Here is a 25050-nt window from a genome sequence, read left to right on the forward strand (position 1 = left end):
GGCTCACTCCTACAATTGAAATGCGTTCCCCTGTAGGAGTGAGCCTGCTCGCGATAGGGCCACTGGATTCGCAGAAGATCAGGAATACTGAACCTCGATCTCATCGAGTTGATGATCAAAGCTCTTCAACCGCGCCGTCCACGTATACACCAGCACTTCGAAATCCCGATCGATCACCGCTGCGCCCGGTCCCTCGGCGCGCGGGTCGCAGAAATCCAGTTGATAACGCTCCCGGGCCATGGCCGTGGCGACATCCGATAATTCGCGGGCATTGTTGAGCCAGTGCCAGCCTTCGTCGGCAATCTGCTTGTCGAGTTCCAGACACTGCTTTTTCAGGGCTTCGAGGCTTTTTTCCAGCGGGGTGCCGGTGAGCTCGCCCATGACTTCGGCGAAGGTCCGTCCCGGCTGCCAGTAGCTGCCCCAGAAGTAGCGATCGAATACGGTTTCGACCCGACGCAGGGCGACTTTGGTGTCCCAGATCAGCACCAGGGTCTTGCCTTGTTCAAGCTGTCTTTTCTTGACCCGCTGCACCTGGACCGAGGCCCACGCCACGACGACGATTGCCATCACCGCGATCAACGCCGTGGCGCTGTCGAGGAAGACCATGGCCTTGTCGATCTGATGGGCCAGCATGATGCCGTAGAAATAGGTGGCCGACAGCAGCACCAGCGCTACCAGGGCGCACCAGAAGCCGAGAGCGTAAGGGTTTTTCATTATTGGTTTCCCCTAGACCAGCGCTAGCAATGTGCGCTGAAAGGGCGCCGTGCTCAGGGCACCCTTCCAACACTTCAAAGCATAGCAACGGCTTCAGGGTTTGCTGGCGCTTGAGGCTTGCGTTCGTCCGCTTTCCCAACCGCCGCCCAGTGCGAGGAACAAATCGATCTGGCTCATGGCAACCTGGGTGTTGGCGGCGGCCAGTTGCGCGGTGACGTCGGTGTAGGTGCGGGTCGCTTGCAGGTCGGCGAGGAACGACTCGCGCCCGGCCTGGAAGAAGCGGTGCGTCTGGTCGGCGGCGAGTTTCGCCGACTGTTCCGCATCGGCCAGCGCATCGCGGCGTTGCAGCAGCGCGGTGTACTGCGCCAGGCCGGTCTGGGTTTCGCGGATAGCGTTGAGCACCACGCCATCGAAGTGCGCCAGCGCACCCTGGGTATTGGCTTCCGCCTCGCGAATACGGGCGCGGGCGCCGTTGGTCGGGACCTTCCAGCTCAACGACGGGCCGAAGCCCCAGCGGTTGGTCGACGGATCGCCAAGGTCGGAAATAATACCGACAGTGCCGATGGTCGCGCCGATGCTGATGTCCGGGTACAACTCGCCAGTGGCGATGCCGATCCCGGCGGTCGCGGCGGCGAGGCGACGTTCGGCCTGACGCACATCAGGCCGACGCTTGAGCAGCGCCGCACCGTCGCCGACCGGCACCAGTTGGGCGATTTTCGGCAGTTCGGCGCAAGTGGCGGTGCCGGCCGGCAACTGATCGACCGGTTTGGCCAGCAACATCGACAGGCGGAACAGCCCGGCCTGACGCGCCGCTTCATAGCGCGGCATGTCGGCGCGCAACGACTTGAATTGGGTTTGCGAACGGGTGACCTGGGTTTCATCGCCACGCCCGGCATCGCGCAGGCGCTGGATCAGGGTCGTGCCTTGCGACTGCAGGTCGAGGGAATGCTGGGCGATTTCCCGCTCTTCATTGGCGGCACACACCTGGGTGTAGGCGCGAACCACGTCCGCTACCAGAGTGATGCGCGCGGTGTCGGCGGCGGCCTGGGTCGCATCGGCGTTGGCCTTGGCGGCTTCGATGCCGCGTTGCAGCGTGCCCCACAGGTCGAACTGGTAAGAGGCGCTGATGCCGATATCGCCGACGTTGGCCACCGGCACCTTTTCCGTCAGCAGGTAGGCCTGACCGGACTCCTGCAAGCGCTGCGCGCCCATCTTCACCCCGGCACTCCAGCCGCCCGCCGCTTCAGCCTCATCGACCTGGGCCCGCGCCCGCGACAGGTTCGCCGCCGCCACGCGCAAGTCGGTATTCGACGCCATGGCCTGCTGCACCAGTTGGTCCAGACGCGGGTCCTGATACAGCCGCCACCAGTCGGCGGGCACCGGCGCTGACACCACCGGCTTACCCTCCACCGCCAGTTCGCCCTGAAAATCCTTGCGCTGCACCGCCGCGTCAGCGGGCAGATGATAGTCCGGCCCGACCATCTGACAGGCCGAGAGCATCACGCCCAACCCGGCGATCATCAGGGCCTTGTTCATTGCGCGGGCTCCTGTTTGTGGTCGTCGCGTGGCTGATCGTCGATGATCGACACGGTAGCGGTCCGCCCGGCGATCATGCGGAAATCTTCCGGCACTTCGTCAAAGGCGATGCGCACCGGAATCCGCTGCGCCAGCCGTACCCAGCTGAACGCCGGGTTGACGTTGGGCAGCAGGTTGTTGCCGCTGGTGCGGTCGCGGTCTTCGATACCGGCGACGATGCTTTCGACATGCCCGCGCAGCTTGGCCTTGTCACCGATCACACGGATGTCCACCGACTGCCCGACATGAATGCCGTCGAGTTTGGTTTCCTCGAAATAGCCGTCGATGTGGAACGAGTTGCTGTCGACCACCGACAGTACCGGACGCCCGGCGGTGACGAACTCCTGCACACGCGGCGCGCGGTCGTTGACGTAGCCGTCCACCGGACTGCGGATCACCGAGCGATCCAGGTTGAGCTGGGCGCTGTCCACTGTCACCAGCGCTTCGGCCAGCGCCGATTGCGCACGGGCAACTTTCGACAGGCTTTCTTCCAGCTGTTCGGCTGGCACCAGATTGCCCAGCCCACGGTTACGCTTGGCTTCGCGCTGCGCCTGGGCCAGGGTTTCTTCGCGATCGGCAACCGCCGCCTTGGCCTGACGCAAGGCCAGTTTGAAGCGGTCCTGATCGATGCTGAACAGCACCTGGCCGCGTTTGATCAACTGGTTGTCCTTGACCTCGACCTGCTGGATCAGCCCGGACACGTCCGGGGCGATCTGGATGATGTCGGCGCGGATGTGGCCGTCGCGGGTCCACGGCGCAAACATGTAATACATCACCATGCGCCAGACGAGGACGACGGCAAAAGTCACGATCAGCAGGGTCAGTACCACGCGACCGATAGTCAGAAACGGTTTTTTCATGTCATCAGGTATCGACTGAGTGAGTCCACGCCGTACAGCATCACGGCGTAGAGGGCCACGTTGAACAATGCCCGGTGCCAGACCAGACGGTAAAAGTGCAGGCGCGTGAGCACGCCATGCACCAGCAGAAACAACACATAGGTAATGCCCATCAACACCAGCAGGGTCGGCAGGAAAATCCCGCTGATATCCAGATCACCGATCATAGGGGCGCTCCATCGGGCAGCGGTTCTTCGGCATCGCTCGTGCTGACGAATTCCACGCCGGGCAGCAGCGCCAGGCGCAAACCGCTCAGGGCATGCAACAGGTTTAGTCGGGTTTCTTCGTCGCCGTGGCCTTTGAGGGCGCGACGCGCACGGTCCATGGTCATCAGTAGCGGGCTCGGTGCCGGCAGGCGTTCGCCGGCCTTCAGACACGCGCGGAAATAATCGCCGACCTCGGCCACCACTTGCCGCAGCAATGCCTGCGGTGCGCCTTCCACACGCGGCGTGTAAGCCAGCAGATCGAGCAGGTTCAGACCCACGCGCACTTCACGCATGGCGATCCCGGTGTCCTGACCGGTCATGGCCAGACGCGGCAGGTGCTGCATCAAACGGTCGAGCAACTGCACGCCCAGTTGCCGGTGCTCGGCGAGGTTCGCCGGCTCGGTCATGCGCACGATGTCCTTCCAACTGAAACGGGTCAGACGTTTGGCCGCCAGTTCGACACCGAACGGGCGGGTGACCAACGTCCAGATGAACGCGAACAACAGGCCCATCGGCCCGGCCAGATTGGAATTCACGAAGGCAAAAAAGTCCGCGTCGTACGCGCCCTGAATGCTGATGAACGACGAGGTGTTGACCAGTGTCAGGAGCATGCCGAGGTAGAACCGTGGCTGCACCGTCAGGGTGCCGACACAGATGAACGGAATCGCAAACGCCAGCACCAGCATCGGAAAATCGTGCAGGTTCGGCAGAATCAGAAACAGGTAGAGACTGGCGAACAGTACCGACATCCCGGTCCAGAAAAAGAACCGGTAGATCTGCGGCGCCGGGTCGTCCATCGAGGCAAAGAAACTGCACGCTACCGCCGCCAGAATCACCGCGCTGCCACCGTCCGGCCAGCCGAGCAGAATCCACAGCACCGAAGCGACGATGATCGCCAGAATGGTCGAGGCCACCGAATACAGCATCATCCCGCGGTCAAGAAACGGCGTCAGCCGCCCGAGGCGCCAGTGCCGGTACACCGCACGCCAGCTGTCCTGGCGCTCGCAGAGAATCGCGTCCTGCAGACTGCGGCAGTCCTGCCACAGATCGATGAATTCGCCGAGGCGATAAATCGCGTTGGAGAACAGCAATTGCTTGCGATCGTCCAGCGCCTCGCAGCTTGGTTGCAGGGCCTGGAGTTGATCCTTGAGCGCCTGCCAGCGGTCCAGATCGGCGTCTTTGTGACCGAGCCATTCCTGGGTCGCGGTCAGCAGTGGGGCAAACTTTTCCACCAGTTCCGGTGTGCGCCGTTCAAGCGCGTAGAGCGAATCTTCCAGAGCGTCGATCACCGGCAACAGGTGGATCATCCGCCCGCGCAGCTCCTTGGTGTTGCGCACGGTTTGCGGCCGGGCGCCTTCGTGGGGTAACTGGCCGATCATTAATTCGAGGCTGTTGAAATTGGCGACCATGGCCATGCGCAGCGCGGTGATCTGTTCAGGCTGCACGTCGCGGCTGAGAAACTTCAGGCTGTAGGTGGTGGCGTCGGCGAACCACTTGCCCACCGCGTCGTTGAATACCGGCGCCAGACGGCGCGGCCAGAACATCGCGCCGACCACCGCCGCCACGGCGATGCCGAGAAAAATCTCTTCGGTACGCGCTTCCGCCACGTCCCACACCGCCAACGGGTTATCCACGGTCGGCAAGGCAATCAGCGGCAGGGTGTAACCGGCGAGCATCAATGCGTAGTTATTGGCCGTGCGCAGGTGCAGCGACAGGAACAACAGGATCCCCGTCCACAGCGCGATGACCACCACCAACACGTACGGACTCTGCACGAACATCGGCACGAACAGCACCGCCGCCGCCGCCCCGAGAAAGGTGCCAATGGCGCGGTACAGCGCCTTGGAACTGGTCGGGCCGAGAAACGGGCTGGAGACGATATACACCGTGGCCATCGCCCAATACGGACGCGGCATTTGCATGAGCAAGGCGATGTACAGCGCAATCATCGACGCTGCAAAGGTGCGGACCCCGTAGAACCAGTCCCGGGCCGGAGGAATGCCGGAGAAAAAACCGTTCAAGAATTGATCACCACAGGCGGATGGGCCGCCTCAAAAGCTCGCAGTACCCGAAGCGTAGCCTCCAGATCACTCTGGTCGATGCCTTCGAGCACCTCATGACGCAGACGTACCAGTTCACTTTCCACCGCTTGCACCAGTTCACGGCCGGTGTCGGTCAGGCTCAGGCACTTGGCCCGACGATCCTGTGCATCTTCGGTGCGGCAGACGTAGCCGGCGTGGCACAACTGATCGAGCAGGCGCACCAGCGACGGACTCTCCATCCCGGCCGCCTGCGCCACCTGCACCTGACGCACGCCCTCGCCCAACCGCCCGATCATCAGCAACGGCACGGCGCAGGCTTCGGAGATGCCATAGTTGACCAGCGTGGTCTGGCAGATCTTCCGCCAATGCCTGGCGGCCACCACCATGGCACTGCTGATGTTCATCTGAAGAGCGTCGAGGGAATTCGGCACGGGAAAATGCACACTGTTAGTTTGCTAACTATCAATATCGCATTGGCGGGGAATTTCAGTCAAGTTTTGAAACAAATCTTCTCGGCAGAGAATTTCTATAGTTCATCCAGCTCGATGGCTACCCCTACTTCGTTCCTGCGCGAATGTGTGATTGACACCAAATCGAAATCATCCAGCTTATTCAGGATCGCTTCATAAGTTTCTGGCGAAATCAGCACAGCCACTGTTGTGTCGTGCTCCCGAAACTCGACAGGCCCGTTGGAGATGCTTTCGATCACTGCCTCAATACAGTCCCCAAGCGCGTCAACATCAATTGTTCTGACTGGCAAAAATGATTGCATCGACGGCTCCGGATTGTTGAATTGGCAAGCTACTCCAACATCGATAGGGATCCTGCGGACATTCTGTAATAAGGTTTTACTTCAGTCCTACAAAACCCGCCCCTTGCGCAACAACACATTCAACTGATCCACCACCTCCGCCCAATCCGCATCATCAAGAATCTCGCCGCGCAAAAAATCCGCCTGGCTCTCGCTCCAGAAAAACGCGTCTGCGAGGTGCAACTCGGGTTTGAGTGGTGAATGGGTGGCGATGAATTGCTCGATGCTGGTCGGGTCGCTGCTCAGGCCGAGTTGGTCGAACAGGGATGGGAGGCTGTGGGTGGGCTGTTCCATGGAGGACTCCTTCAAGAATGCGGTGGATGGGCGATTACTCGCGAGCAAGCCCGCTCCCACAGGGGATTGCGTTCAACCTGTGGGAGCGGGCTTGCTCGCGAAGGCCTCAGTGGCCACACCACAAAACCTAATGACTCAACTCCTGCACCTGCGCATGCGGCACCATTTTCAGAAATTCGGGCATGCTCATGTGCAGCAGGTAGTTGTGGTTGCCAGCTTCCAGGTAGATGTCTTTCTGCCGAGTCAGCAGCGGGTCGATGACCATGTCCAGGCCATAGGAATCACCCAATGGCGGCACCGCGCCGCGTTCGCAGTCATCGAAGATATGCGCCAGATTGCTCTCGCGGGTGATCTGCCATTCACCGCTGCTGCGCACTTTGCTCAAATCCAGGTGCCGGCTGGCGGGCAGCACGGCCATCAGGTAATGCCCGTGGTGGTCGTCGAGGATCACCGATTTGGCCACGCGTTCGGCGGGCACCCCGGAGACCCGCGCGGTTTCCAGGCTGCTGGCCGAGTGTCGATGGGCCACGACGTCATATTCGCAATGCGCCCGATTCAGGCTGCTCTGCACTTTTTTTGCCATACGCATGATGCACCTCGGTGTCACGCTGAACGTTGTACCTGTTCTGCTGAGTCTAGTTCGGCAAGCCACTGGCGAAGGGAAATCCGCTCACTGGACACATCTGTTCATTGATCAGAATTCATCCAGCGCCAGGCTCAACTAGACTCAAGGAACCAACCCATGACTCTCCCGGAGGGTCACGTGACCAGTCGATGTTGTACGTTTTTCCTGATGCTGCTGCTCAGCGGATCGGCCCTCGCGGCTGACGTCCCGCTGACGGCGGTCAATCCGGTCGGCCTGTGGCTGATCACCCTCGGGATTGCCTTTCTGATTGCCGAAGCCGCGCTGCCCAACTACGGGGTGATCGGCCTGGGCGGGATCATCATGCTCGTCATCGGCGCGCTGATTCTGAGCAATGCCGATTTGCCGGTACCCATGATGATCGGGCTGGGCCTGATCAGCGCCCTGCTGTTGATCGCGCTGATCATCCGCGCCTTGAAAACCCGTCCGCGTCACGCCGTCAGCGGCGATGCCGGGCTGGTCGGCAGCGTGACGGCGGTGACCACCGTGCAAGCGGAAAACACGCACAACGGCTGGGTGCAATTGCAGGGTGAGCATTGGCAAGTGCAAAGCACAACACCGCTGCACACCGGGCAATCGGTGCGTGTGGTCGGGCGTAAGGGCTTATTGCTGAAAGTCGCCGCGACTGACGCGGCAGGACACGGAGAGTGATCATGGGTCTGCAAATCGGTTTCGTTGCACTGTTGCTGCTGGTCATTGCCCTCGCCGGGTCGACCTTTCGCATCCTGCGTGAGTACGAGCGCGGCGTGGTGTTCCAGCTCGGGCGCTTCTGGCAGGTCAAGGGTCCGGGGCTGATCCTGCTGATTCCAGTGGTGCAGCAAATGGTCCGGGTCGACCTGCGCACCGTGGTGCTCGACGTGCCACCACAGGATGTGATCACCCGCGACAACGTCTCGGTGAAGGTCAATGCGGTGCTGTACTTCCGCGTGCTCGATCCGCAGAAGGCGATCATTCAGGTCGAAGATTTTCTCTCGGCCACCAGCCAACTGGCGCAGACCACCCTGCGCGCGGTGCTCGGCAAACATGAACTGGATGAGCTGCTGGCCGAGCGCGAGCAGTTGAACATCGACATCCAGCAGGTGCTCGACGCCCAGACTGACGCATGGGGCATCAAGGTTGCCAACGTCGAGATCAAGCACGTTGATCTGAATGAGTCGATGGTGCGTGCGATTGCCAAACAGGCCGAAGCCGAACGCGAACGCCGGGCCAAGGTGATTCACGCCGAAGGCGAACTGCAAGCCTCGGAAAAACTCATGCAGGCCGCCGAAATGCTTGGTCGTCAGCCCGGCGCCATGCAGCTGCGTTACATGCAGACCTTGAGTTCGATTGCCGGCGACAAGAGTTCGACCATTGTTTTTCCGCTGCCGATCGAGCTGCTCAAAGGGATGGCGGATCTGTCAGGCAAGTCCTGAGCATGCGCACACCAGCGATTATCCCCCCGGTTTATCGGCGCTTGGCGCCATCACGTACAAGCGTGCAAAAGCGCCGCCCGCATGCACATCGCTTTGCCGCTGCCAGCCTTCGGACAACGCCGCAAAGTCAGTGGGTTCGTCCAGGGTGCCGATCAACCATACCCGAGCGCCAACCTTGGACAAATCGCTGAGTTGGTCGAGATAGACATCCTCGCTGACCAGCGTGCCGAAACCGTAAGCATTGGGCCGCGTGGAGCGTCCGTCCGCCGCCGGTGGCGTGTACAGACGAACCTGCGCATCGGTGCGGTTGTAGTAGATGTAACTGAGGTACCACATCATGTCGCTGGTAACGATCCGGTCACCCTCAACGAAGTGCCGGTTGACGTAGTCGACCACCACGCTGAACTGATCGTTGCTGTCGACCGTGGCGTTGTTCTTCACACCCACCAGTTCGACCCCAACGAACAACACCAGAATCGCCAGCGCCAGCACGCGAGAACCTGTGTACAGCCGATCGACCGCCAGCGCCACCAGCATCGGCAGCCCCAGCGCATAGGCCGTCACATAACGTTCGATGAACACCGGAGAGATGAACGACACGCCAAACACCAGCAGAATCGGCAACACGCTGTAGAACAGCAGCAGCAAGCTGCCGCGAAATACGCTGCGATCACGTAGCAGGGCAACCCCGATCACTGCCACCAGCGCCGATGGCAAGAGCAAAAACAGCCAACCCGGCAGGGTCATGCCATCGTCTTGAATCAGCAGCGACCAGACCATCGACGGCAGTGAGCTGAGGGTGACCGGATCTTCCCAGCCAATGTCATTACTGGCCTTGAGTTCCGGGATGTGTTGCAGCAGATCCAGCAGATTGGGCACCCACGGCAGGTACAGCAACGCAATGACCAGATTCGCCAGCCACCACGCCGGTCGCTGGATATGCCGCAGCCGATACCCCGGCTGCACGCGCACTGCCGCCAGGTACAGCCAGTGGCTGATCACGCAGAGCACGGTGAAGTAATGGGTATAAAACGCCGCCGTCATCAGCAGCGCGTACGCCACCAGGTAGCGATGCCGCCGAGGCTGCCGAACCCAATAGACCAACGCAATGGTCGCCGCGATCAGCCACATGCCGAGCAGCGAATACATGCGCACTTCCTGGCTGTAGCGCACGGCCGTGGGCAACAGCGCCAGCAGCAGCCCGGCCAGCAGCGCGGCGCGGCGGGTGGCGAGCAGATCCACCAGCCACACACCGAGACCGACGGTAATGATCCCCGGCAGCGCACTCATCAGGCGAATCGACAGGATGCCGTCGCCGAACAGCCCAATCCAGCCGTGCAGCAACAGGAAATACAACGGCGGGTGCACGTCGTGGGCTGCACGCCCCCAGATTTCAGTCAGCGAAAACTGGCTCAGCAGGACGCTGGAGCCTTCATCGAACCAGATCGCTGCCGCCGTCAGGTCGTAAAAACGCACCACCGCCGCCAGCAGCATGATCGGTAACAGCCAGTGTTCTCTGGCCCAACGAATCAGGCGCAAGGCAACCAGCCATGCACCCGGAACCGCACGCGGATCCTGCGTGTCGCCAACCGGCGTTTCTCTGTGTGCCGCCATTGCATCCTCTTGCTGTGCCGGAATATCGCGAACGGAAGGCTCCGAACCTGACCATCACTTTAGGTCAGCCACGGGAGGGCCGTCGATGGTGGTGTGCGGTTTCACGACATCCGGCACCCCGTCAAATCCCAAACAGCCCTCGGCATTTTCAGTTCACGCCATCAGCGTTGCGCCATCTCCCCCGCCGGATACACCGACTCCCAGCCCCCACCCAACGCCCGGTACAACCCGACCATCGCCAGCGAAACGCCGGTCGAACTCTCCACCCACTGCTCCTGCGTCGCCAGCAACGCACTTTGCACGGTGAGGACGTTGACGAAATCCACCGCGCCCTCGACGTATTGCTGCTGCGCGGTGCGCAGGGCGATCTGGTTCTGCCGTACGGCTTCGGCGAGGCTGTCGCGGCGACGCTGGCTGGCGTTGTAAGCGGTCAATTGATCGTCGATTTCATGCCAGGCGCGCAGCACGGTCTGCTGATAGGCGATGCCCGCTTCCTGTTGCTGGGCTTCGCGCAGTTGCAGCATGCCGCGCAGGCGTCCGCCGTCGAACAACGGCAGGCTGAATTGCGGGCCAATGCCGAATGCACGTGAACCCCAGGAACCGAAATCGCTCAGTTGCATCGCTTGCGATCCGAGGTTGCCGGACAGGGTGATGCGCGGATAGAAGTCGCCCTTGGCCACGCCGATGTTGGCGGTGGCGGCGTGCAGGCGCGCTTCGGCCTGACGGATATCCGGACGGCGTTCGGCCAGTTGCGATGGCAGGCCGATGGCGACTTGCAACGGTGACTGCGGCACCGCACCGTCTGTGGATAACTCTTTGGCCAGGGCTTGCGGCGGCTCGCCCATCAGCAAGCTGATCGCGTTGATCAGTTGCGACTGTCGCTGTTCGAGCGCCGGCAGGCGCGATTCGATGGCAGAGACCTGCGCGGCGGCTTCGGCGACGTCGAGATCGGTCGCCACACCGTCGTTCAGGCGCAATTGCGAGAGCTTGAGGCTGTGCCGGGCGACGTCGAGGTTCTGCTCGGTGACCGCGCGAGTGTTCTGCACACCGCGCAGCTGGATGTAGTTCTGCGCGGTATCGGCGAGCACTGCCAGAAGCACACCGCGCCGGTCGTTTTTAGCGACTTCGAGGTTGGCATCGGCGGCTTCGGTTTCGCGGCGCACACGGCCCCAGAAATCCAGTTCCCAGGAAGCGGAGAAACCGGCGTCCCACAGGTTGAAGGCGGAATCGCCGTTGTGCCCGGAAGGGTCGCTCAAGCCTTTGCCGCTGTTGCGTTCGCGTGCGTAGCTGCCGGTGGCTGCCGTCGACGGATAACGATCAGCGGTGATCACCTGGCGCGCGGCACGGCTTTGTTGCAGACGGCTGCTGGCGAGTTGCAGGTCGAGGTTGCTCTTGATCGCCCGCTGGGTGAGGGCCGAGAGCTGCGGGTCGTGGAAAACCTCCCACCAGCGTTCGTTCAGGGGTTCGCTGACGGCTTGGCTGGGGGCGGACTTGGCGGGTTTGGCCCAGTCGGTGAGCTGTGCGGCTTCGGGCTTCTGGAAGTCCGGGCCGACGGTGCAGGCGCTGAGGCCAATAGCGAGCAATGCACCGAGGGTGAGTTGCTGCCACTGGCCTCTTCGCGAGCAAGCCCGCTCCCACATTGGGTAATGCGTTCCCCCGGTGGGAGCGGGCTTGCTCGCGAAGGCGTCAGTTCTATCAAAACTGTTCATCGCTGAGTCACCTCACGTTCCGCCGACGCCGAACGGCGAGTATCGATACTCGCCTCCACCGACATGCCCACACGCAAACGCTCGGCCAACGGCTGACCCGGTTCAAGCACGATCTTCACCGGAATCCGCTGCACGACCTTGGTGAAGTTACCCGTGGCGTTGTCCGGTTTCACCGCGGCGAATGTCACGCCAGTCGCCGGGGCGATGCTTTCGACGCGACCGCTCAAGGCCTCGCCACCAAGGCTGTCGACGCGCACCTGCACGTGCTGGCCCGGCTGCACGTCAGTGAGTTGGGTTTCTTGAAAATTGGCGACCACATACGCCTGCTTCAACGGCACCACCGCCAGCAGCTTGCTGCCCGGCGTGACATAAGCGCCGACGCGCACAGCACGCTCGCCGATCATGCCGTCCTGCGGCGCGGTGATCCGGGTGTAGGACAGCTCGAAACTGGCGATTTCCAGCGCCGCTTGCGCGTGCTTCAGATTGCCTTCGGCGGCATCGCGCTGCGCCGTGAGAATCTCGACCTGCTTGCGTTCAGCCGCGAGCTTAGCGCTGGCGGTATCGAGCCGAGCGGTTGCCTGATCAATACGCGTGCGGGCCTGTTGCGCGTTCTGCACCGTGCCGGCACCCACGCCAGCGAGGTGGTTGTAACGATTGAGCTCCTGCTGGGCGAACGCCATTTCTGCCTTGGCCGAGACCACCGAGGCCTGCGCCTGAGCAATCACCGACGTCTGCCGCTCCAGCGTGGCCTTGGCGTTTTGCAGCTGAGCGCGGGCGACCAGGGTTTGCGCATCGGCCGCTTCAGCGGCGGCGCGCAAATCGCGATCATCGATCAGCGCCAGCAGTTGCCCGGCCTTGACCTGCTGGTTGTCTTCCACCAGCACTTCCTTGATGAATCCGGCCACACGCGGCACCACCAGGGTGAAGTCGGCGGAAACGAACGCATCGTTAGTGTTTTGCTGGGTGCGCTTGCCGAACAGTCCCGGCACCGCCAGGTACAGCAACACGCCGACAGCCAGTGCGGCCGCCACGGCCACCGCGAGTTTTTGCTTTGCTTGAGTCGTCATAAAAACCTTCGGTATCAGTGAAGCAATCAGGTCGGCGCACGGGGCGGAAAGATCCGCGTCGGCAGCCAGAAAATCAGCAGGATCAGCGCCACCGCGACGCCGGCCATGCACACATAGAGATCAGAGGAAGTCAGCACCACGGCCTGCTCGTGCAGGCGATGGGCGAGGCCCGGATCGCTGCGATCGGCCAGCGGTGAATTGCCGAGGCTGTCGATCAACATGGTCGAGTGGAAATGCAGGCGCGCGGTGGTCAGCGCCTCAATGACGCCGGTGGCGATCACCGCCGCCAGGCCTTTCACCGTGTTGAACCACGCCGAGGCAAACGGCCCGTCCTGCGGCTGGATGCTGCCGGTCGACAACATCAACAACGGCAGCACCGACATCGGCTGACCGAAAATCTGCAGCCATTGCAGGACGTAGAAATTGTCGCGGATCCACTCCGAGGTCAGCAGCGAGCCGCCCAGGCAGGACAGGGTCAACATGCTCAAACCGATGCCGAGCACCCAACGGCAATCGACCCAGCGCAGGTTGCACAGCGCCGCCACCAGCGGCAGCGCGATCAGTTGCGGCAACGCGGCGATCAGCATGATCGGCGCGGTCTGCACCGGGCGATAACCCTGGACCTGCGCCAGATAGCTCGATGGAATCAGCACCACTGCCTGCAACACCACCAGCACCCCGGCCAGGGTCATCAGGGCGAACGCCAGGTTGCGGATGCCGAGCATCTGCAACTTGAAGAACGGAATCGGCTGCGACCACTCATTGATCAGAAACGCCACCAGCAACAGCGAGCCGGCGCCGAGCAAACCGCAGATCAGGCTCGACTCGAACCAGTCCAGCCGATTGCCTTGCAGCAAGCCGATCACCAGCATGCAGATCGCCGGAAAGCCCAGCAGCAGGCCTTTCCAGTTGAATGTCTTGAGACGTTCCAGGCGCAGCGGATCCTGCGGAATCCCCCAAGCGACCATCGCCATGGCGATCAGGCACGGCACGATGATTTGCCAGAACGTCCATTGCCAGCCGACGTACTCGCTCCACAGTCCGGCCAGCGGCGTGCCGAGGCCCGGGCCGAACGTCGCCGTCAACGCATAACCGGCCAAACCATAGAGCTTGAAGTTGGCCGGCAGAAAACGCAGGGCGACGGTCATCAGCATCGGCGGCAACGCGCCGCCAGCCAGACCTTGCAGGGTGCGCATCAGCAGCAGGCTTTCGTAATTCGGGGCGAATGGGCACAGCACGCCGAGCAGGGTAAAGACGCTGATCATGCAGAGGGTGAAACGGCGCAGCGAAAAGGTCACCGAGCACCAAGGGGCGAATGCCATCGCGGCGACCGAGGTCGCGGTGTAGCAGGCAACCAGCCACGTGCCTTCGTCGTAACCGATGTGCAGCGCGCCACGGATGTCGGCCAGCGCGACCTTGGTCACCATCTCGTTGAGGCCCGAGACCAGCACCGCCAGCAGCACGCCGACTAGGCCCGTGATGATCCGCGCCCCGAATACCGGTGGCGCGGCCGCCGTCGCCGGACTGGCCGCAGCGAGGGGCGCCGGGACCGACAGGGATGTCATGGATTCAAACTCCGGAGGAAAAATACCGGAGCATTTTAGTAAGGCTTACTGCTGACGAAAATTGACTTATTGGCAGGTTATAAGTGCGCTCAGTGCAGCAATGAATATCCAATGTGGGAGCGGGCTTGCTCGCGAAAGCGGTGGGTCATTCAACCTATGCATTGCCTGACACGACGCCTTCGGGAGCAAGCCCCCTCCTACATTGATTCGGTGTCAGGGCTGTGCGGCCAGCCAGGTTTCGTCACAACACGCCTTGAGCGTTTCGCGCAGCCAGCGGTGCGCCGGGTCCTTGTCGAAGCGCGGATGCCAGGCCTGGGTCAGCATCAGCGTCGGCAACGGAATCGGCAGATTGAACGAGCGCAGCTTCAGGCCCAATCGGCGCACGCTGAGCAATGCTTCCTTGGGCACCGGCAAGATCAGGTCGGAATCCGGCAAGGCAAACATCGCCGCGTGGAAACTCGGCGCGATCACCGCCACCCGCCGCTCCAGGCCCAGTGCATTCAGCGCGGTGTCGATGGGGCCACGAGCAATGCCACGGCGCGACATGCTGATATGCGAGTAACCGGCATAACGCTCGGCGGTGATCTCGCCGTCGAGCAACGGATGATCTTCCCGCACCAGACCGACGAAATGCGTGGAAAACAGGTTCTGTACTTTGACCTCCGGGGACACCGGACGGGTATTGCTGACACTCAGATCAATCCGTCCTTCGCGCAGCGCTTCGTCGTCACCATCGCCCTCGGGGACGAAGCGCAACTCGCAGTGCGGCGCCTGCTGGTCAAGGGTATCGAACAGCTTGCCGCCATATACGCCGATGAAAAAGTCGTTGGCGCGGATGCTGAAGCGCCGGCGCAACGTGCCCAGATCCACGCTGTCGGCGGAGCGAAACAGCAGCGCCGCCTGCTCGACCACATCGCGCACTTGCTCACGCAGCTCCAGCGCCTTGGGGGTTGGCACCAGGCCGCGACCGGCGCGTACCAGGATCGGATCGCCGATGGCCTCGCGGATTCGCGTCAGCGTGCGGCTCATGGCAGCGGGACTGAGGTTCATCCGCCGCGCGGCGCCAACCACACTGCCCTCGTCGAGCAAGGCGTCGAGGGCGACCAGAAGGTTCATGTCCGGGAGTTGCATGCAGAGCACTCGTTACTGATCTGGATTGATCTGGGTGCAATGCTAGCAAACATCCTTGAAACCGGTGGCGCATGAACCGACGCCTTCGCGAGCAAGCCCGCTCCCACAGGAGAAACGCATTCCAAAATGTGGGAGCGGGCTTGCTCGCGAAGGGGCCAGCGGGAACAACACAAATTACCGCTGCATGCCCCAGCGCTTCACCGTCACCCGCTCCAGCGTATCGAACACCAGATTCTCCACCAGCAACCCGATCAGGATCACCACCGCCAACCCGGCGAACACCTTGTCGGTGTACAGCTCGTTGCGGTTCTGGAAGATGTACCAGCCCAACCCGCCCTTGCCGCTGGTGGCGCCGAACACCAGTTCGGCGGCGATCAGCGTGCGCCAGGCAAACGCCCAGCCGATTTTCAACCCGGCGAGAATCGACGGCAGCGCTGCCGGAATCAGAATGAACAACACAAAACGCATGCCCTTCAGCCCGTAATTGCGCCCGGCCATGCGCAGGGTTTCCGAGACGCCGAGAAAGCCGGCGTAGGTGTTCAGTGCCAGCGCCCACAACACCGAATGCACCAGCACGAAAATCAGGCTGTTCTGCCCCAGCCCGAACCAGAGCAAGGCCAGCGGCAGCAAGGCAATCGCCGGCAGCGGGTTGAACATCGAGGTCAGGGTGCTCAGCAGGTCGCGACCAAACTGCGTCGACACCGCCAGCGTGGTCAGGGCAAACGCCAGCGCGATGCCGATCAGGTAACCCTTGATCAGCACTACCAACGATATCCACACCTTGCCCAGCAACTCGCCGCTGAGCAGGCCGTCATACAGCGCATGACTGGTCTGCAGAAAACTCGGCAGCAGCAAGTCGTTGTTCTGCACCCGGGCGATGACTTCCCAGAGAACCGCCAGCAGAATCAGGATCACACTCTTACGCAACCAGCCCTGTTGCCACAGGCGTTGGCTTAGAGGCAATTCGCGCTCGAGCGGTACGCTGGTCAATGGTTCAAGGACGGTTTCAAACTCTTGTCGTACAGACGATGGTTGGCTCATCGGGCAATCCTCCAGAACGCTCAATAAGCGATACGAATGTCGTTGAAATCGTGCTCGCGCTCGGTTTCCGGCGACTGGCCTTCATCGAACAGCAAACGGTGAATGCGCCGCGCCGACTCCTGAAACGCCACGCCGCCGAGGCTTTGCAGATCGTATTGATGGCTGTGCACTTCAGCGCGCACCCGCCCCGGATGTGGCGACAGCAGCAGGATGCGATTGCCGACCACCAGCGCCTCTTCGATCGAGTGGGTGACGAACAGCAAAGTGAAGCGCACCTCTTCCCAGAGCAGCAGCAATTCTTCCTGCATCTTGCGCCGGGTCAACGCGTCCAGCGCGGCGAACGGCTCGTCCATCAAGAGGATTTTCGGCTGCATCGCCAGCGCCCGGGCAATCGCCACCCGCGCCTTCATGCCGCCGGACAGGGTGTGCGGATAGGCATCGGCAAACGCCCCCAGACCGACTTTTTCCAGATAGTGCAGCGCGCGTTCTTCGGCCTCCTTTTTCTTCAGCGTGCGCGAGGCCAGCAGCGGAAACATTACGTTCTGTTTCACGGTTTTCCACGGCGGCAGTTGATCGAATTCCTGAAACACCACGATCCGGTCCGGCCCCGGCGCGTCGACGCGCTGGCCTTGCAGGCGGATCTCGCCTTCGCACGGCGCAATGAACCCGGCGACCGCTTTGAGCAAGGTGGATTTGCCGCAGCCGGACGGGCCGAGCAGGACGAAGCGGTCCGCCGGATCGATTTCGAAACTGACCTGATGGGTGGCGCGTACCACCCGTTGCGGGGTGCGGTATTCAAGGCTGACTTGGTCAACCGCCAGCAGCGCCTGGCTGCTGGCGATCGGGTTGCTGGCCGCGTGGCCTTGCAAGGGGGCGTTCATCTCGATCAGCTCCCTTGCAGCGGTTTGGCGTCCTGGAAGAAGTAGTCCTTCCACGATTCCGGTTTGTTTTTGATCGCACCGACGCGGTAGAGGAATTCGGCCAGTGGATAAGTATTTTTCGGCGTGACGCTGAATTCGAATTGCGGGTTGTCGATGATTTTCAGCAACTCGGCACGGTCGATCTTGGCCTTGGTCACGCGAATATACGTGTCCGCCGCCGCGCCCTTATCGTTCTGCGCAAATTGCGCGGCTTCGGTCAGCGCCTCGACGAAGGCTTTGTAGGTTTTCGGATTGTCGTTGCGGAATTTCTCGGTGGCGAACAGCACCGTCGGCGAGTTCGGGCCGAGGATGTCGTAGGAGTTGAGCACCACGTGCACGTTCGGGTTCTGCAGCGCCTGATCCTGGAACGGCGGGTTGGAGAAATGCCCGGTCAGTTCGGTGCCGCCAGCGATCAACGCTGCGGTCGCGTCCGGGTGCGGGACGGCGATGGTGTACTTGTCGAGGCGATTGAATTCCTTGTCCCCCCACTGCTTGGCCGCCGCGTATTGGAGGAAGCGCGACTGCACCGAAACACCCACCGCCGGCACCGCAATGCGGTCCTTCTCGGTGAAGTCGGCAATGGTTTTGACCTTGGGATTGTTGCTGACCAGGTAGTACGGGAAGTTGCCGAGCGAGGCCACGGCCTTGACGTTCTGCTTGCCGTGGGTGCGATCCCAGATGGTCAGCAGCGGGCCGACGCCGGCACCGGCAATGTCGATGGAGCCGGACAGCAGCGCATCGTTGACCGCGGCGCCGCCCGAGAGCTGCGTCCAGTCGACCTTGATGTCGAGGCCTTCCTGCTTGCCGTACTTCTCGATCAGGCCCTGATCGCGCACCACGTTGAGCAATAAATAGACAATCCCGAACTGTTCGGCGATGCGGATTTCACCTTCGGCGTGGGCCACGGTCGGCGCCACCAGGCTGCCGGCGATCAGGCTGAAACCGAGGCCAATGGCCGCCGCCAGCGGTGCAAATGGAAGACGTTTGGACATGATCGAATCTCCGGCAAATCAGAAAGGCGCGTCGCCCTGAATGGTCGTGCGATACAGCTTGCGGCGCAGGTGCGCAGGGCAGCCGGCGGCGAGGTGGATCAGCGAACGGTTGTCCCAGAACACCATGTCGTGGGGCTGCCACTGATGGCGGTAGATGTTTTGCGGCAGCACGCTGTGGGCGTAGAGCTCGGCCAGCAGGTGCTGGCTCTCGTCCTCCGGCAGACCGACGATACGGGTGGTGAAGCCTTCGCTGACGAACAACGCCTTGCGGCCGTTTTCCGGATGGGTGCGAACGATCGGGTGCACCACTTCGGCGACCTGCGCCAGTTGCTCCGGGGTCAGGGTCGGGCGCCAGTTGCCTTCGAATTTGGTCTCGCTGTAACGCGCCGTATAGGAGTGCGCTGCCGAGCGCCCTTCCACGGCTTTGCGCAGCGCTTGCGGCAGGTTGTCCCAGGCTTTGTGCATGTCGGCGAACAGCGTGTCGCCGCCCTCGGAGGGCAGTTCCTGCGCGTGCAGCATCGAGCCGAGACTCGGCAGTTCTTTATAGGAAAGGTCGGAGTGCCAGAACTTGCCGGCGTCGCCGAGGCCGATGTTCTGGCCGTTCTCGACGATGTTGGAAACGATGAGAATTTCCGGGTGATTGGCCAGCAGGAACTGCTTGAGCACGTGAATCTGCAACACGCCGAAGCGGCGGCTGAAATCGATCTGCTGTTGCGGGGTGATGCGCTGGTCGCGGAACACCACAACGTGGTGATCCAGGTGCGCACGATGAATGCGGGCGAAGTCCTGGTCATTGACCGGCCGGGTCAGGTCCAGGCCGATGATCTCGGCACCGACGGCACCGCTGAACGGGCGAATTTCAAAGCTTTGCGGCGCGGCAGTCGCGGCGCTTGGGGTGGCAGTAGCTGCGGACATCTTTCAATCTCCCACGCACGGCGCGCTCACAGGCGCGCACGTCGATCAGAAACTCACGCTGGATTGCGTGTTGGTTCAGGTCGTGCGGCGCGCCGATTGGTCGGCAGGTACGCAGGTGGCTGACTTTAAAGCTATAAGAACGGGAAATTAAATACCGTTAATGAATAACGATATGGCGGATGGTGAGGAATGGACTGGATGGTGAATGACGATTTGTGTCAGTTACTGACAGGGCATGGTGATTTTGCTGGCCCCTTCGCGAGCAAGCCTGCTCCCACAGTGGATCTCGGTCGAACACAGAACTTGTGTCCACTGAAGATCAAATGTGGGAGCGGGCTTGCTCGCGAAGGGGCCATGTGCCGCGCTGAAGACCTACCGCTCGTGCAACGCCTCGGCCCGCGCCCGGATGATCGGCTTGAGCAAATAACTCAGCACCGACTTCTTGCCGGTGATGATATCCACCGACGCCACCATCCCCGGGATGATCAGCAGCGGTTTTTCATCAGTACCCAAGTGGCTGCGCTCGGTGCGCACCTTGATGATGTAGTAGGTGGTTTTCTTGTCTTCGTCGGTGATGGTGTCGGCACCGATCTGCTCCAGTTTGGCTTTCAGCCCGCCATAAATGGTGTAGTCGTACGCGGTGAATTTGACGATCGCTTCCTGGCCCGGATGCAGGAAAGCAATGTCCTGCGGACGGATCTTGGCTTCGACCAGCAAGGTGTCATCCAGCGGCACGATTTCCACCATGTCGCTGCCCGGCTGGATCACGCCGCCGATGGTGTTGACCAGCAACTTGTTGACGATCCCGCGTACCGGCGAGGTGACCAGCGTCCGGCTGACCCGGTCTTCCAGGGCCTTGCCGGTGGCCTGGGCCTTGTTCAGGTCGGTACGGGCTTCGTTGAGCTGGGTCAGCGCATCGCTGCGGAATTTGCCGCGCGTCTCGTCAATCTTGCGTTGTACTTCCTTGATGGCCGATTCGGCGCGCGGAATCGCCAGCGTGGTGGCGTCGAGCTGACCACGTGTCTCGACTTCGGCACGCTTGAGTCGCAGCACTTCCACCGGCGACACCGCGCCCTGCGCCACCAGCGGCTCGGACATGTTGATTTCCTGGCGTTGCAGGCCCAGTTGCTGGCGATATTGCGCCTGCTTGGAGGTGAATTCGCGCAGCTCTTGCTGACGCTGAATCAGTTGCTCCTGCAAACCGCCAATCTCGTCGTGCAATTGCTGGCGACGGCTGATGTACAACGATTCTTCGCTTTTCGCCTGACCCGGTACGGCTTTGAGCACGTCGTCCGGGAAATTCAGCGGACGGTCATCGACCTCGGCGCTCAGGCGTTCGACGCGCAGCAGCATCGACAGGCGATCAGCCTCGGTTTCGCCGACGTTGGAAGCAAACCGCGTGTCGTCGAGGCGAATCAGTGGCGCACCGGCCTCGACGATCTGACCTTCCTTGACGAACATTTCCGAGACAATCCCGCCCTCAAGGTTCTGGATTTTCTGGATCTTCGACGATGGAATCGCTTTGCCGTCGCCCTTGGTCACTTCGTCGATCACGGCGAAGTTGGCCCACAGCAGCAGGAACAGGAAGAAGCCGATGATTGCCCAGATAGTCAGGCGCACGACGCGCGGGGCGTCCTCGATCAGCGCCTTGTTGACCTCGGGCAGCGGCTGGCCCTGCAGCGAGGCAGAACCCTTGAAGTAGCGACGGATCGACTCTTTGACACCCGACTTAAGCAACACTGATCTGCCCCTTCTTCAACGCTTCCATCACGGCGGCTTTCGGGCCATCGGCGAGAATCTGTCCACGGTCGACCACCAGCAGGCGGTCGACCAGCGACAGCAGCGAGGCCCGGTGCGTCACCAGCACCACGGTCTTGTTTTCAACCACGGCAGCCAGACGTTGCTTGAGGCGTTCTTCGCCGGTGTTGTCCATGGCGCTGGTCGGTTCGTCGAGCAGCAGGATCGGCGGGTTGAGCAGCAGCGCCCGGGCCAGTGCAACGTTCTGCCTCTGGCCGCCGGACAGGTTCTGCCCGCGCTCGCCGACTTGCAGCTCGTAGCCTTGCGGATGCAGGCGGGCGAATTCGTGGACGCCGGCCAGTTCAGCGGCTTGCAGCACCAGTTCGTCCTCTACATAGCGCGCGCCGGAGACCAGGTTGTCACGCAGGGTGCCGGCCAGCAGCTGGATGTCCTGCGGCACGTAGCCGATGTTGTAGCGCAACTCGCTGACGTCGATCTGGCGGATGTCCACGCCGTCCACCAGCAACGCGCCGTCGTCCGGCTGATACAGGCCCACCAGCAGTTTCGCCAGCGAACTCTTGCCCGAACCGCTGCGGCCGATGATGCCGATCTTCTCGCCGGGACGAATCACCAGGTTGATGTTCTTCAACGCCGGGTTCTGTTGTTCCGGATAGGTGAAGTTCAGATGACGGCACTCGATCGCGCCCTGCAGCACCTTGCGGCTCAGCGGACGTTCTTCGAAATTGCGTTCCTGCGGCAGCTCCATCATCTGGTCGACGGAAGTCATGGTCACCCGCGCCTGCTGGTAGCGGGTCAACAGACCGGACAGCGACGCCAGCGGGCTGAGCGCGCGGCCGCTGAGCATGTAGCAGGCAATCAGACCGCCCATGCTCAGGTTGCCGGCAATGATCTGGTACACGCCGAAGACGATCATGATCACCCCGGCCAGTTGCTGGATCAGCAAGGTGATGTTCATCGCCAGACCGGAGAGCATTTTCACCCGCAGTTCGAGGCGGCTGAGGGTGCCGATGGTCTGTTCCCACTGGTACTGACGCTCGCTTTCGGCGTTGTTGACCTTGACCGCATCGAGGCCGGCGAGGGTTTCGATCAGGCTCGACTGACGCTCGGCGCCGAGGGCCATGGTGCGCTCCATGGTCGCGACCAGCGGCTTCTGCAACGCGTAGCCGATCAACAGGGCAATCGGGAACGCCAGCACCGGAATCCACACCAGATGCCCGCCGAGAATGGCGATGACGATGAAGATCAGAATGGTGAACGGCAGATCGATCAGACTGGTCAGCGTCAGCGAGGCGAGGAAGTCGCGCAGGCTCTGAAACTCATGGATGTTCTGGGCGAAGCTGCCGACCCGCGCCGGGCGGTACTTCATGGCCATGCCGACGATACGCTCGAACAACGTCGCGGAGATGATCAGGTCGGTTTTCTTGCCGGCCAGATCCAGGCACAGGCTGCGCAGGCTCTTGAGAATCAGGTCGAAAATGTAGGCACCAGTGATGCCCAGCGCCAGCACCCAGAGGGTCGCTTCGGCCTGGTTCGGCACCACTCGGTCGTAGACGTTCATCACGAACAGCGGCGCGGCCATGGCGATGATGTTGATCAGGAAACTCGCGGCGATCGCATCCGCATACAACCAGCGCGAACGCTTGAGGGTGTCGCGAAACCACGAGCGCGCACGCGGGATCAGCGTGCCGTGATTGACGTCGAATTTGTGCTGCGGCTGGGCGAAAAACACTTTGCCGGTGTAGTCGTCGGCCAGCAGTTCGCGGCTGACCACCGATTCGCCGCCATCACTTTCGCTGAGCAGCACCCGTGCTTCGTTTTCGCCTTGCCAGCCGAGCAGGACAGCACTGCGGCCATCCTTGAGCAGCAACAACGCCGGCATGGCAATCGCCGGAATCTCTTCCAGCTTGCGTTGCAGCACCCGGCCCTGCAGCCCGGCGCGAGCCGCCGCACGCGGCAGCAGCTCGACACTCAGGCGTTGTTTGGGCAACGGCAGGCCGGTGGTCAGCATCGCCGCGCTGGCGGGCTTCTGGTGCAGCATGCAAAGGGCGAGCAGACCATCCAGCAACGGATCGTCGTGCAACGCGCGTGGATCATGACTGAGATGAACTCGACTGACTTCTGATTCCACGCTCGACACTCTTTAACAGTTGAAAAGGGATAACTCAGTTCATCCCGGGCAGCTGAACCTTGGGCTTCACGTCGTTCTGCACAACGGATGCCAATGGTGCGACCACTCCCTGGCTTTTGAGCAATTCGCCCATGGTCGCCTTGATTCGGTATTGAGTAAATAACTGAATGTTTTTGATTTCAGCCAGACGCCGCGAAGCGGTGAACAACTCGTTTTCGCTGTCGAGCAAATCGAGCAGGGTCCGCTCACCGAGGCTGAACTGACGCTGGTAGGCAGTGCGCACGGCGGTGCTGTGATCAACGTACTGCTGAGCAATCGGCACTTGCGCATTGGCGTTGTTCAGGGCGTTCCAGGCCAGGCCCAGTTCTTCGTTCAACTGACGCAGGGCGTTGTTGCGGATGTCCAGCGCCTGGTTCGACAGGTACGACTTGGATTCCAGATCGGCCTTGTTGCTGCCACCGGAGTACAGGTTGAAGCGCATGCGCAGCATCGCCTGCCACTCGTTGTTGTGGCCGTTCTGACCGTCGAGATCGTTGTCGGCAGTGCGACCCAGCTCGGCGTCGAAACGTGGGTAGAAGGTCGACTTGGCGGTTTCGTACTGCTTCTCGGCAGCGGCGATATCGGACTCGGCCGAACGCAGGATCGGGCTGTTTTCCAGCATTTGCTGGCGTGCTTCATTGAGGTTGACCGGCATCATCGCCATGAACGGCGCCGGACGCTCCAGCTGGTCAGGCATCTGGCCGACAGCGCTGAGGAAGTTGGTCTCGGAGTCGGCGAGGTTGGTCTGTTCGGTGATCAGGTTGTTGCGCGCCTGGGCCATCCGCGCTTCGGCTTGATCAAGGTCGGCGCCGCTGCCAACGCCGCGCTGGGTACGCAACTGGATCTGGTCGTAGATACGCTGGTGGCTCTTGAGGTTTTCCTCGGCCAGGCGCACGAATTCGCGGCGGGTCAGCACGTCCAGGTACACCTGGGCGACGGTCAGCGCGGTGCGCTCGGAAGTGCCCAGCAGGGAGTAGGCGCGGGAGTTGACGGTGGCTTGTTGACGCCCGACTTCGCTGGACGTTGCAAAACCGTCAAAAACCATTTGCGAGAGACGTAAACTTGACTCGCCGCGGTTCAGGGTTTCCCAGTGATTGCCACCACCGTTGGCCCGCGTGGTCACGCTGTCGGTGCCCTCACGGCCATACCCGCCCAGCAGATCAACTTTGGGCAGGTATCCACCTTTTGCAGCCTTTAATTGATAATCCGCGGCCAAACGACTGTTGACCCCTGCCTGGATTTCCGGATGGACATCCAGTGCCTGTTGCATGGCTTCCGGTAAGGATTGTGCCTGGACGAAAGAGGCGGCGAGAGCGAACGGTAGAGCCTTGAACAAGTGCAAACGCATGGTAAAGATTTCCCAGGACTTCTTGTCTTGAATCACAGCAAAACGTGCTGCTGCGTCGAATAATTGGCAACCGGAATGACCGTATGTCGGAAAGTTCAAAATAGGAACTGGATCACACGCTGAGGGACAGGTCGCCGCGGAAATATCAATGTGACATTAGTGGGGCGATTGTTTAGGATGGCACCCAGAAGGTCAATAGTTTGGCATAAAGTTAATAGCGAAAGAAT

At 61.6% G+C, this 25050-nt stretch carries 23 protein-coding genes; 2 read left to right on the forward strand and 21 right to left on the reverse strand.

Annotation, left to right across the window (positions count from 1 at the left end):
- Nucleotides 1–78: 78 nt before the first annotated feature.
- The 9 genes from M0814_RS28535 to M0814_RS28575 form a co-directional block, all read right to left on the reverse strand.
- Nucleotides 79–714, reverse strand: a complete 636-nt coding sequence (locus M0814_RS28535) for a hypothetical protein (RefSeq protein ID WP_003220482.1) — start codon at nt 712–714, stop codon at nt 79–81.
- Between the two features lie 93 nt (nt 715–807).
- Entirely contained in the window at nt 808–2250 is a 1443-nt protein-coding gene (locus M0814_RS28540) for an efflux transporter outer membrane subunit (protein ID WP_003220479.1), read from the reverse strand.
- Complete coding sequence (locus tag M0814_RS28545) at nt 2247–3149, reverse strand: HlyD family secretion protein (protein WP_003220477.1); 903 nt, start codon at nt 3147–3149, stop codon at nt 2247–2249. The genes M0814_RS28540 and M0814_RS28545 overlap by 4 nt, the downstream gene beginning before the upstream one ends.
- Complete coding sequence (locus M0814_RS28550; RefSeq protein WP_098966584.1) at nt 3146–3355, reverse strand: DUF1656 domain-containing protein; 210 nt, start codon at nt 3353–3355, stop codon at nt 3146–3148. The genes M0814_RS28545 and M0814_RS28550 overlap by 4 nt, the downstream gene beginning before the upstream one ends.
- On the reverse strand, nt 3352–5415 hold the full coding sequence (locus M0814_RS28555) for an FUSC family protein (RefSeq protein WP_103486195.1): 2064 nt from the start codon (nt 5413–5415) through the stop codon (nt 3352–3354). Before M0814_RS28555 ends, M0814_RS28550 begins: the two co-directional genes overlap by 4 nt.
- Nucleotides 5412–5840, reverse strand: a complete 429-nt coding sequence (locus M0814_RS28560) for a MarR family transcriptional regulator (RefSeq protein ID WP_045122246.1) — start codon at nt 5838–5840, stop codon at nt 5412–5414. Before M0814_RS28560 ends, M0814_RS28555 begins: the two co-directional genes overlap by 4 nt.
- A gap of 122 nt (nt 5841–5962) precedes the next feature.
- Nucleotides 5963–6208 carry a hypothetical protein gene (locus M0814_RS28565; RefSeq protein WP_103486194.1) on the reverse strand — a complete coding sequence of 82 codons (246 nt, stop codon included), beginning with the start codon at nt 6206–6208 and terminating at the stop codon, nt 5963–5965.
- A gap of 87 nt (nt 6209–6295) precedes the next feature.
- Nucleotides 6296–6541, reverse strand: a complete 246-nt coding sequence (locus tag M0814_RS28570; protein WP_103486193.1) for a DUF2789 domain-containing protein — start codon at nt 6539–6541, stop codon at nt 6296–6298.
- A 127-nt stretch (nt 6542–6668) separates the two neighbouring features.
- Nucleotides 6669–7130 (reverse strand): YbaK/EbsC family protein, encoded by a 462-nt coding sequence (locus tag M0814_RS28575; RefSeq protein WP_103486192.1) that lies wholly within the window; start codon nt 7128–7130, stop codon nt 6669–6671.
- A gap of 153 nt (nt 7131–7283) precedes the next feature.
- Here M0814_RS28575 and M0814_RS28580 point away from each other — a divergent pair, with 153 nt between their 5' ends.
- Both M0814_RS28580 and M0814_RS28585 read left to right on the forward strand, forming a co-directional pair.
- Entirely contained in the window at nt 7284–7835 is a 552-nt protein-coding gene (locus tag M0814_RS28580; protein WP_103486191.1) for an NfeD family protein, read from the forward strand.
- Nucleotides 7836–7837: 2 nt separating this feature from the next.
- Complete coding sequence (locus M0814_RS28585) at nt 7838–8596, forward strand: slipin family protein (RefSeq protein WP_003220464.1); 759 nt, start codon at nt 7838–7840, stop codon at nt 8594–8596.
- Between the two features lie 18 nt (nt 8597–8614).
- On the opposite strand, the gene M0814_RS28590 is transcribed toward M0814_RS28585, so the two are convergent.
- The 12 genes from M0814_RS28590 to M0814_RS28645 form a co-directional block, all read right to left on the reverse strand.
- On the reverse strand, nt 8615–10210 hold the full coding sequence (locus M0814_RS28590; protein ID WP_103486190.1) for a glycosyltransferase family 39 protein: 1596 nt from the start codon (nt 10208–10210) through the stop codon (nt 8615–8617).
- A gap of 161 nt (nt 10211–10371) precedes the next feature.
- A complete protein-coding gene (locus M0814_RS28595; RefSeq protein ID WP_177434789.1) occupies nt 10372–11919 on the reverse strand; it encodes an efflux transporter outer membrane subunit in 1548 nt (515 codons plus the stop codon).
- Nucleotides 11916–12986 (reverse strand): HlyD family secretion protein, encoded by a 1071-nt coding sequence (locus M0814_RS28600; protein ID WP_003220461.1) that lies wholly within the window; start codon nt 12984–12986, stop codon nt 11916–11918. Before M0814_RS28600 ends, M0814_RS28595 begins: the two co-directional genes overlap by 4 nt.
- Before the next feature lie 26 nt (nt 12987–13012).
- Nucleotides 13013–14551: an MFS transporter gene (locus tag M0814_RS28605; protein WP_003220460.1), complete on the reverse strand. Its 1539-nt coding sequence runs from the start codon at nt 14549–14551 to the stop codon at nt 13013–13015.
- A 213-nt stretch (nt 14552–14764) separates the two neighbouring features.
- Nucleotides 14765–15682 carry a LysR family transcriptional regulator gene (locus tag M0814_RS28610; RefSeq protein ID WP_103486188.1) on the reverse strand — a complete coding sequence of 306 codons (918 nt, stop codon included), beginning with the start codon at nt 15680–15682 and terminating at the stop codon, nt 14765–14767.
- A 174-nt stretch (nt 15683–15856) separates the two neighbouring features.
- Nucleotides 15857–16723 (reverse strand): ABC transporter permease, encoded by an 867-nt coding sequence (locus tag M0814_RS28615; protein ID WP_103486187.1) that lies wholly within the window; start codon nt 16721–16723, stop codon nt 15857–15859.
- A 20-nt stretch (nt 16724–16743) separates the two neighbouring features.
- Nucleotides 16744–17604, reverse strand: coding sequence for an ABC transporter ATP-binding protein (locus M0814_RS28620; RefSeq protein ID WP_103486186.1), 861 nt, complete (start codon nt 17602–17604; stop codon nt 16744–16746).
- A gap of 5 nt (nt 17605–17609) precedes the next feature.
- Nucleotides 17610–18635: an ABC transporter substrate-binding protein gene (locus M0814_RS28625; RefSeq protein ID WP_098966545.1), complete on the reverse strand. Its 1026-nt coding sequence runs from the start codon at nt 18633–18635 to the stop codon at nt 17610–17612.
- An 18-nt stretch (nt 18636–18653) separates the two neighbouring features.
- A complete protein-coding gene (locus tag M0814_RS28630; protein ID WP_103486185.1) occupies nt 18654–19550 on the reverse strand; it encodes a TauD/TfdA family dioxygenase in 897 nt (298 codons plus the stop codon).
- Between the two features lie 372 nt (nt 19551–19922).
- Complete coding sequence (locus M0814_RS28635; protein ID WP_003220455.1) at nt 19923–21290, reverse strand: HlyD family type I secretion periplasmic adaptor subunit; 1368 nt, start codon at nt 21288–21290, stop codon at nt 19923–19925.
- Nucleotides 21280–23436, reverse strand: a complete 2157-nt coding sequence (locus M0814_RS28640; RefSeq protein ID WP_103486184.1) for a type I secretion system permease/ATPase — start codon at nt 23434–23436, stop codon at nt 21280–21282. The genes M0814_RS28635 and M0814_RS28640 overlap by 11 nt, the downstream gene beginning before the upstream one ends.
- A gap of 34 nt (nt 23437–23470) precedes the next feature.
- Complete coding sequence (locus M0814_RS28645; protein ID WP_003220452.1) at nt 23471–24823, reverse strand: TolC family outer membrane protein; 1353 nt, start codon at nt 24821–24823, stop codon at nt 23471–23473.
- Nucleotides 24824–25050: the final 227 nt, after the last annotated feature.

The organism is Pseudomonas sp. MWU12-2020, from assembly GCF_023100605.1.
Taxonomy (GTDB): Bacteria; Pseudomonadota; Gammaproteobacteria; order Pseudomonadales; family Pseudomonadaceae; genus Aquipseudomonas; species Aquipseudomonas fluorescens_H.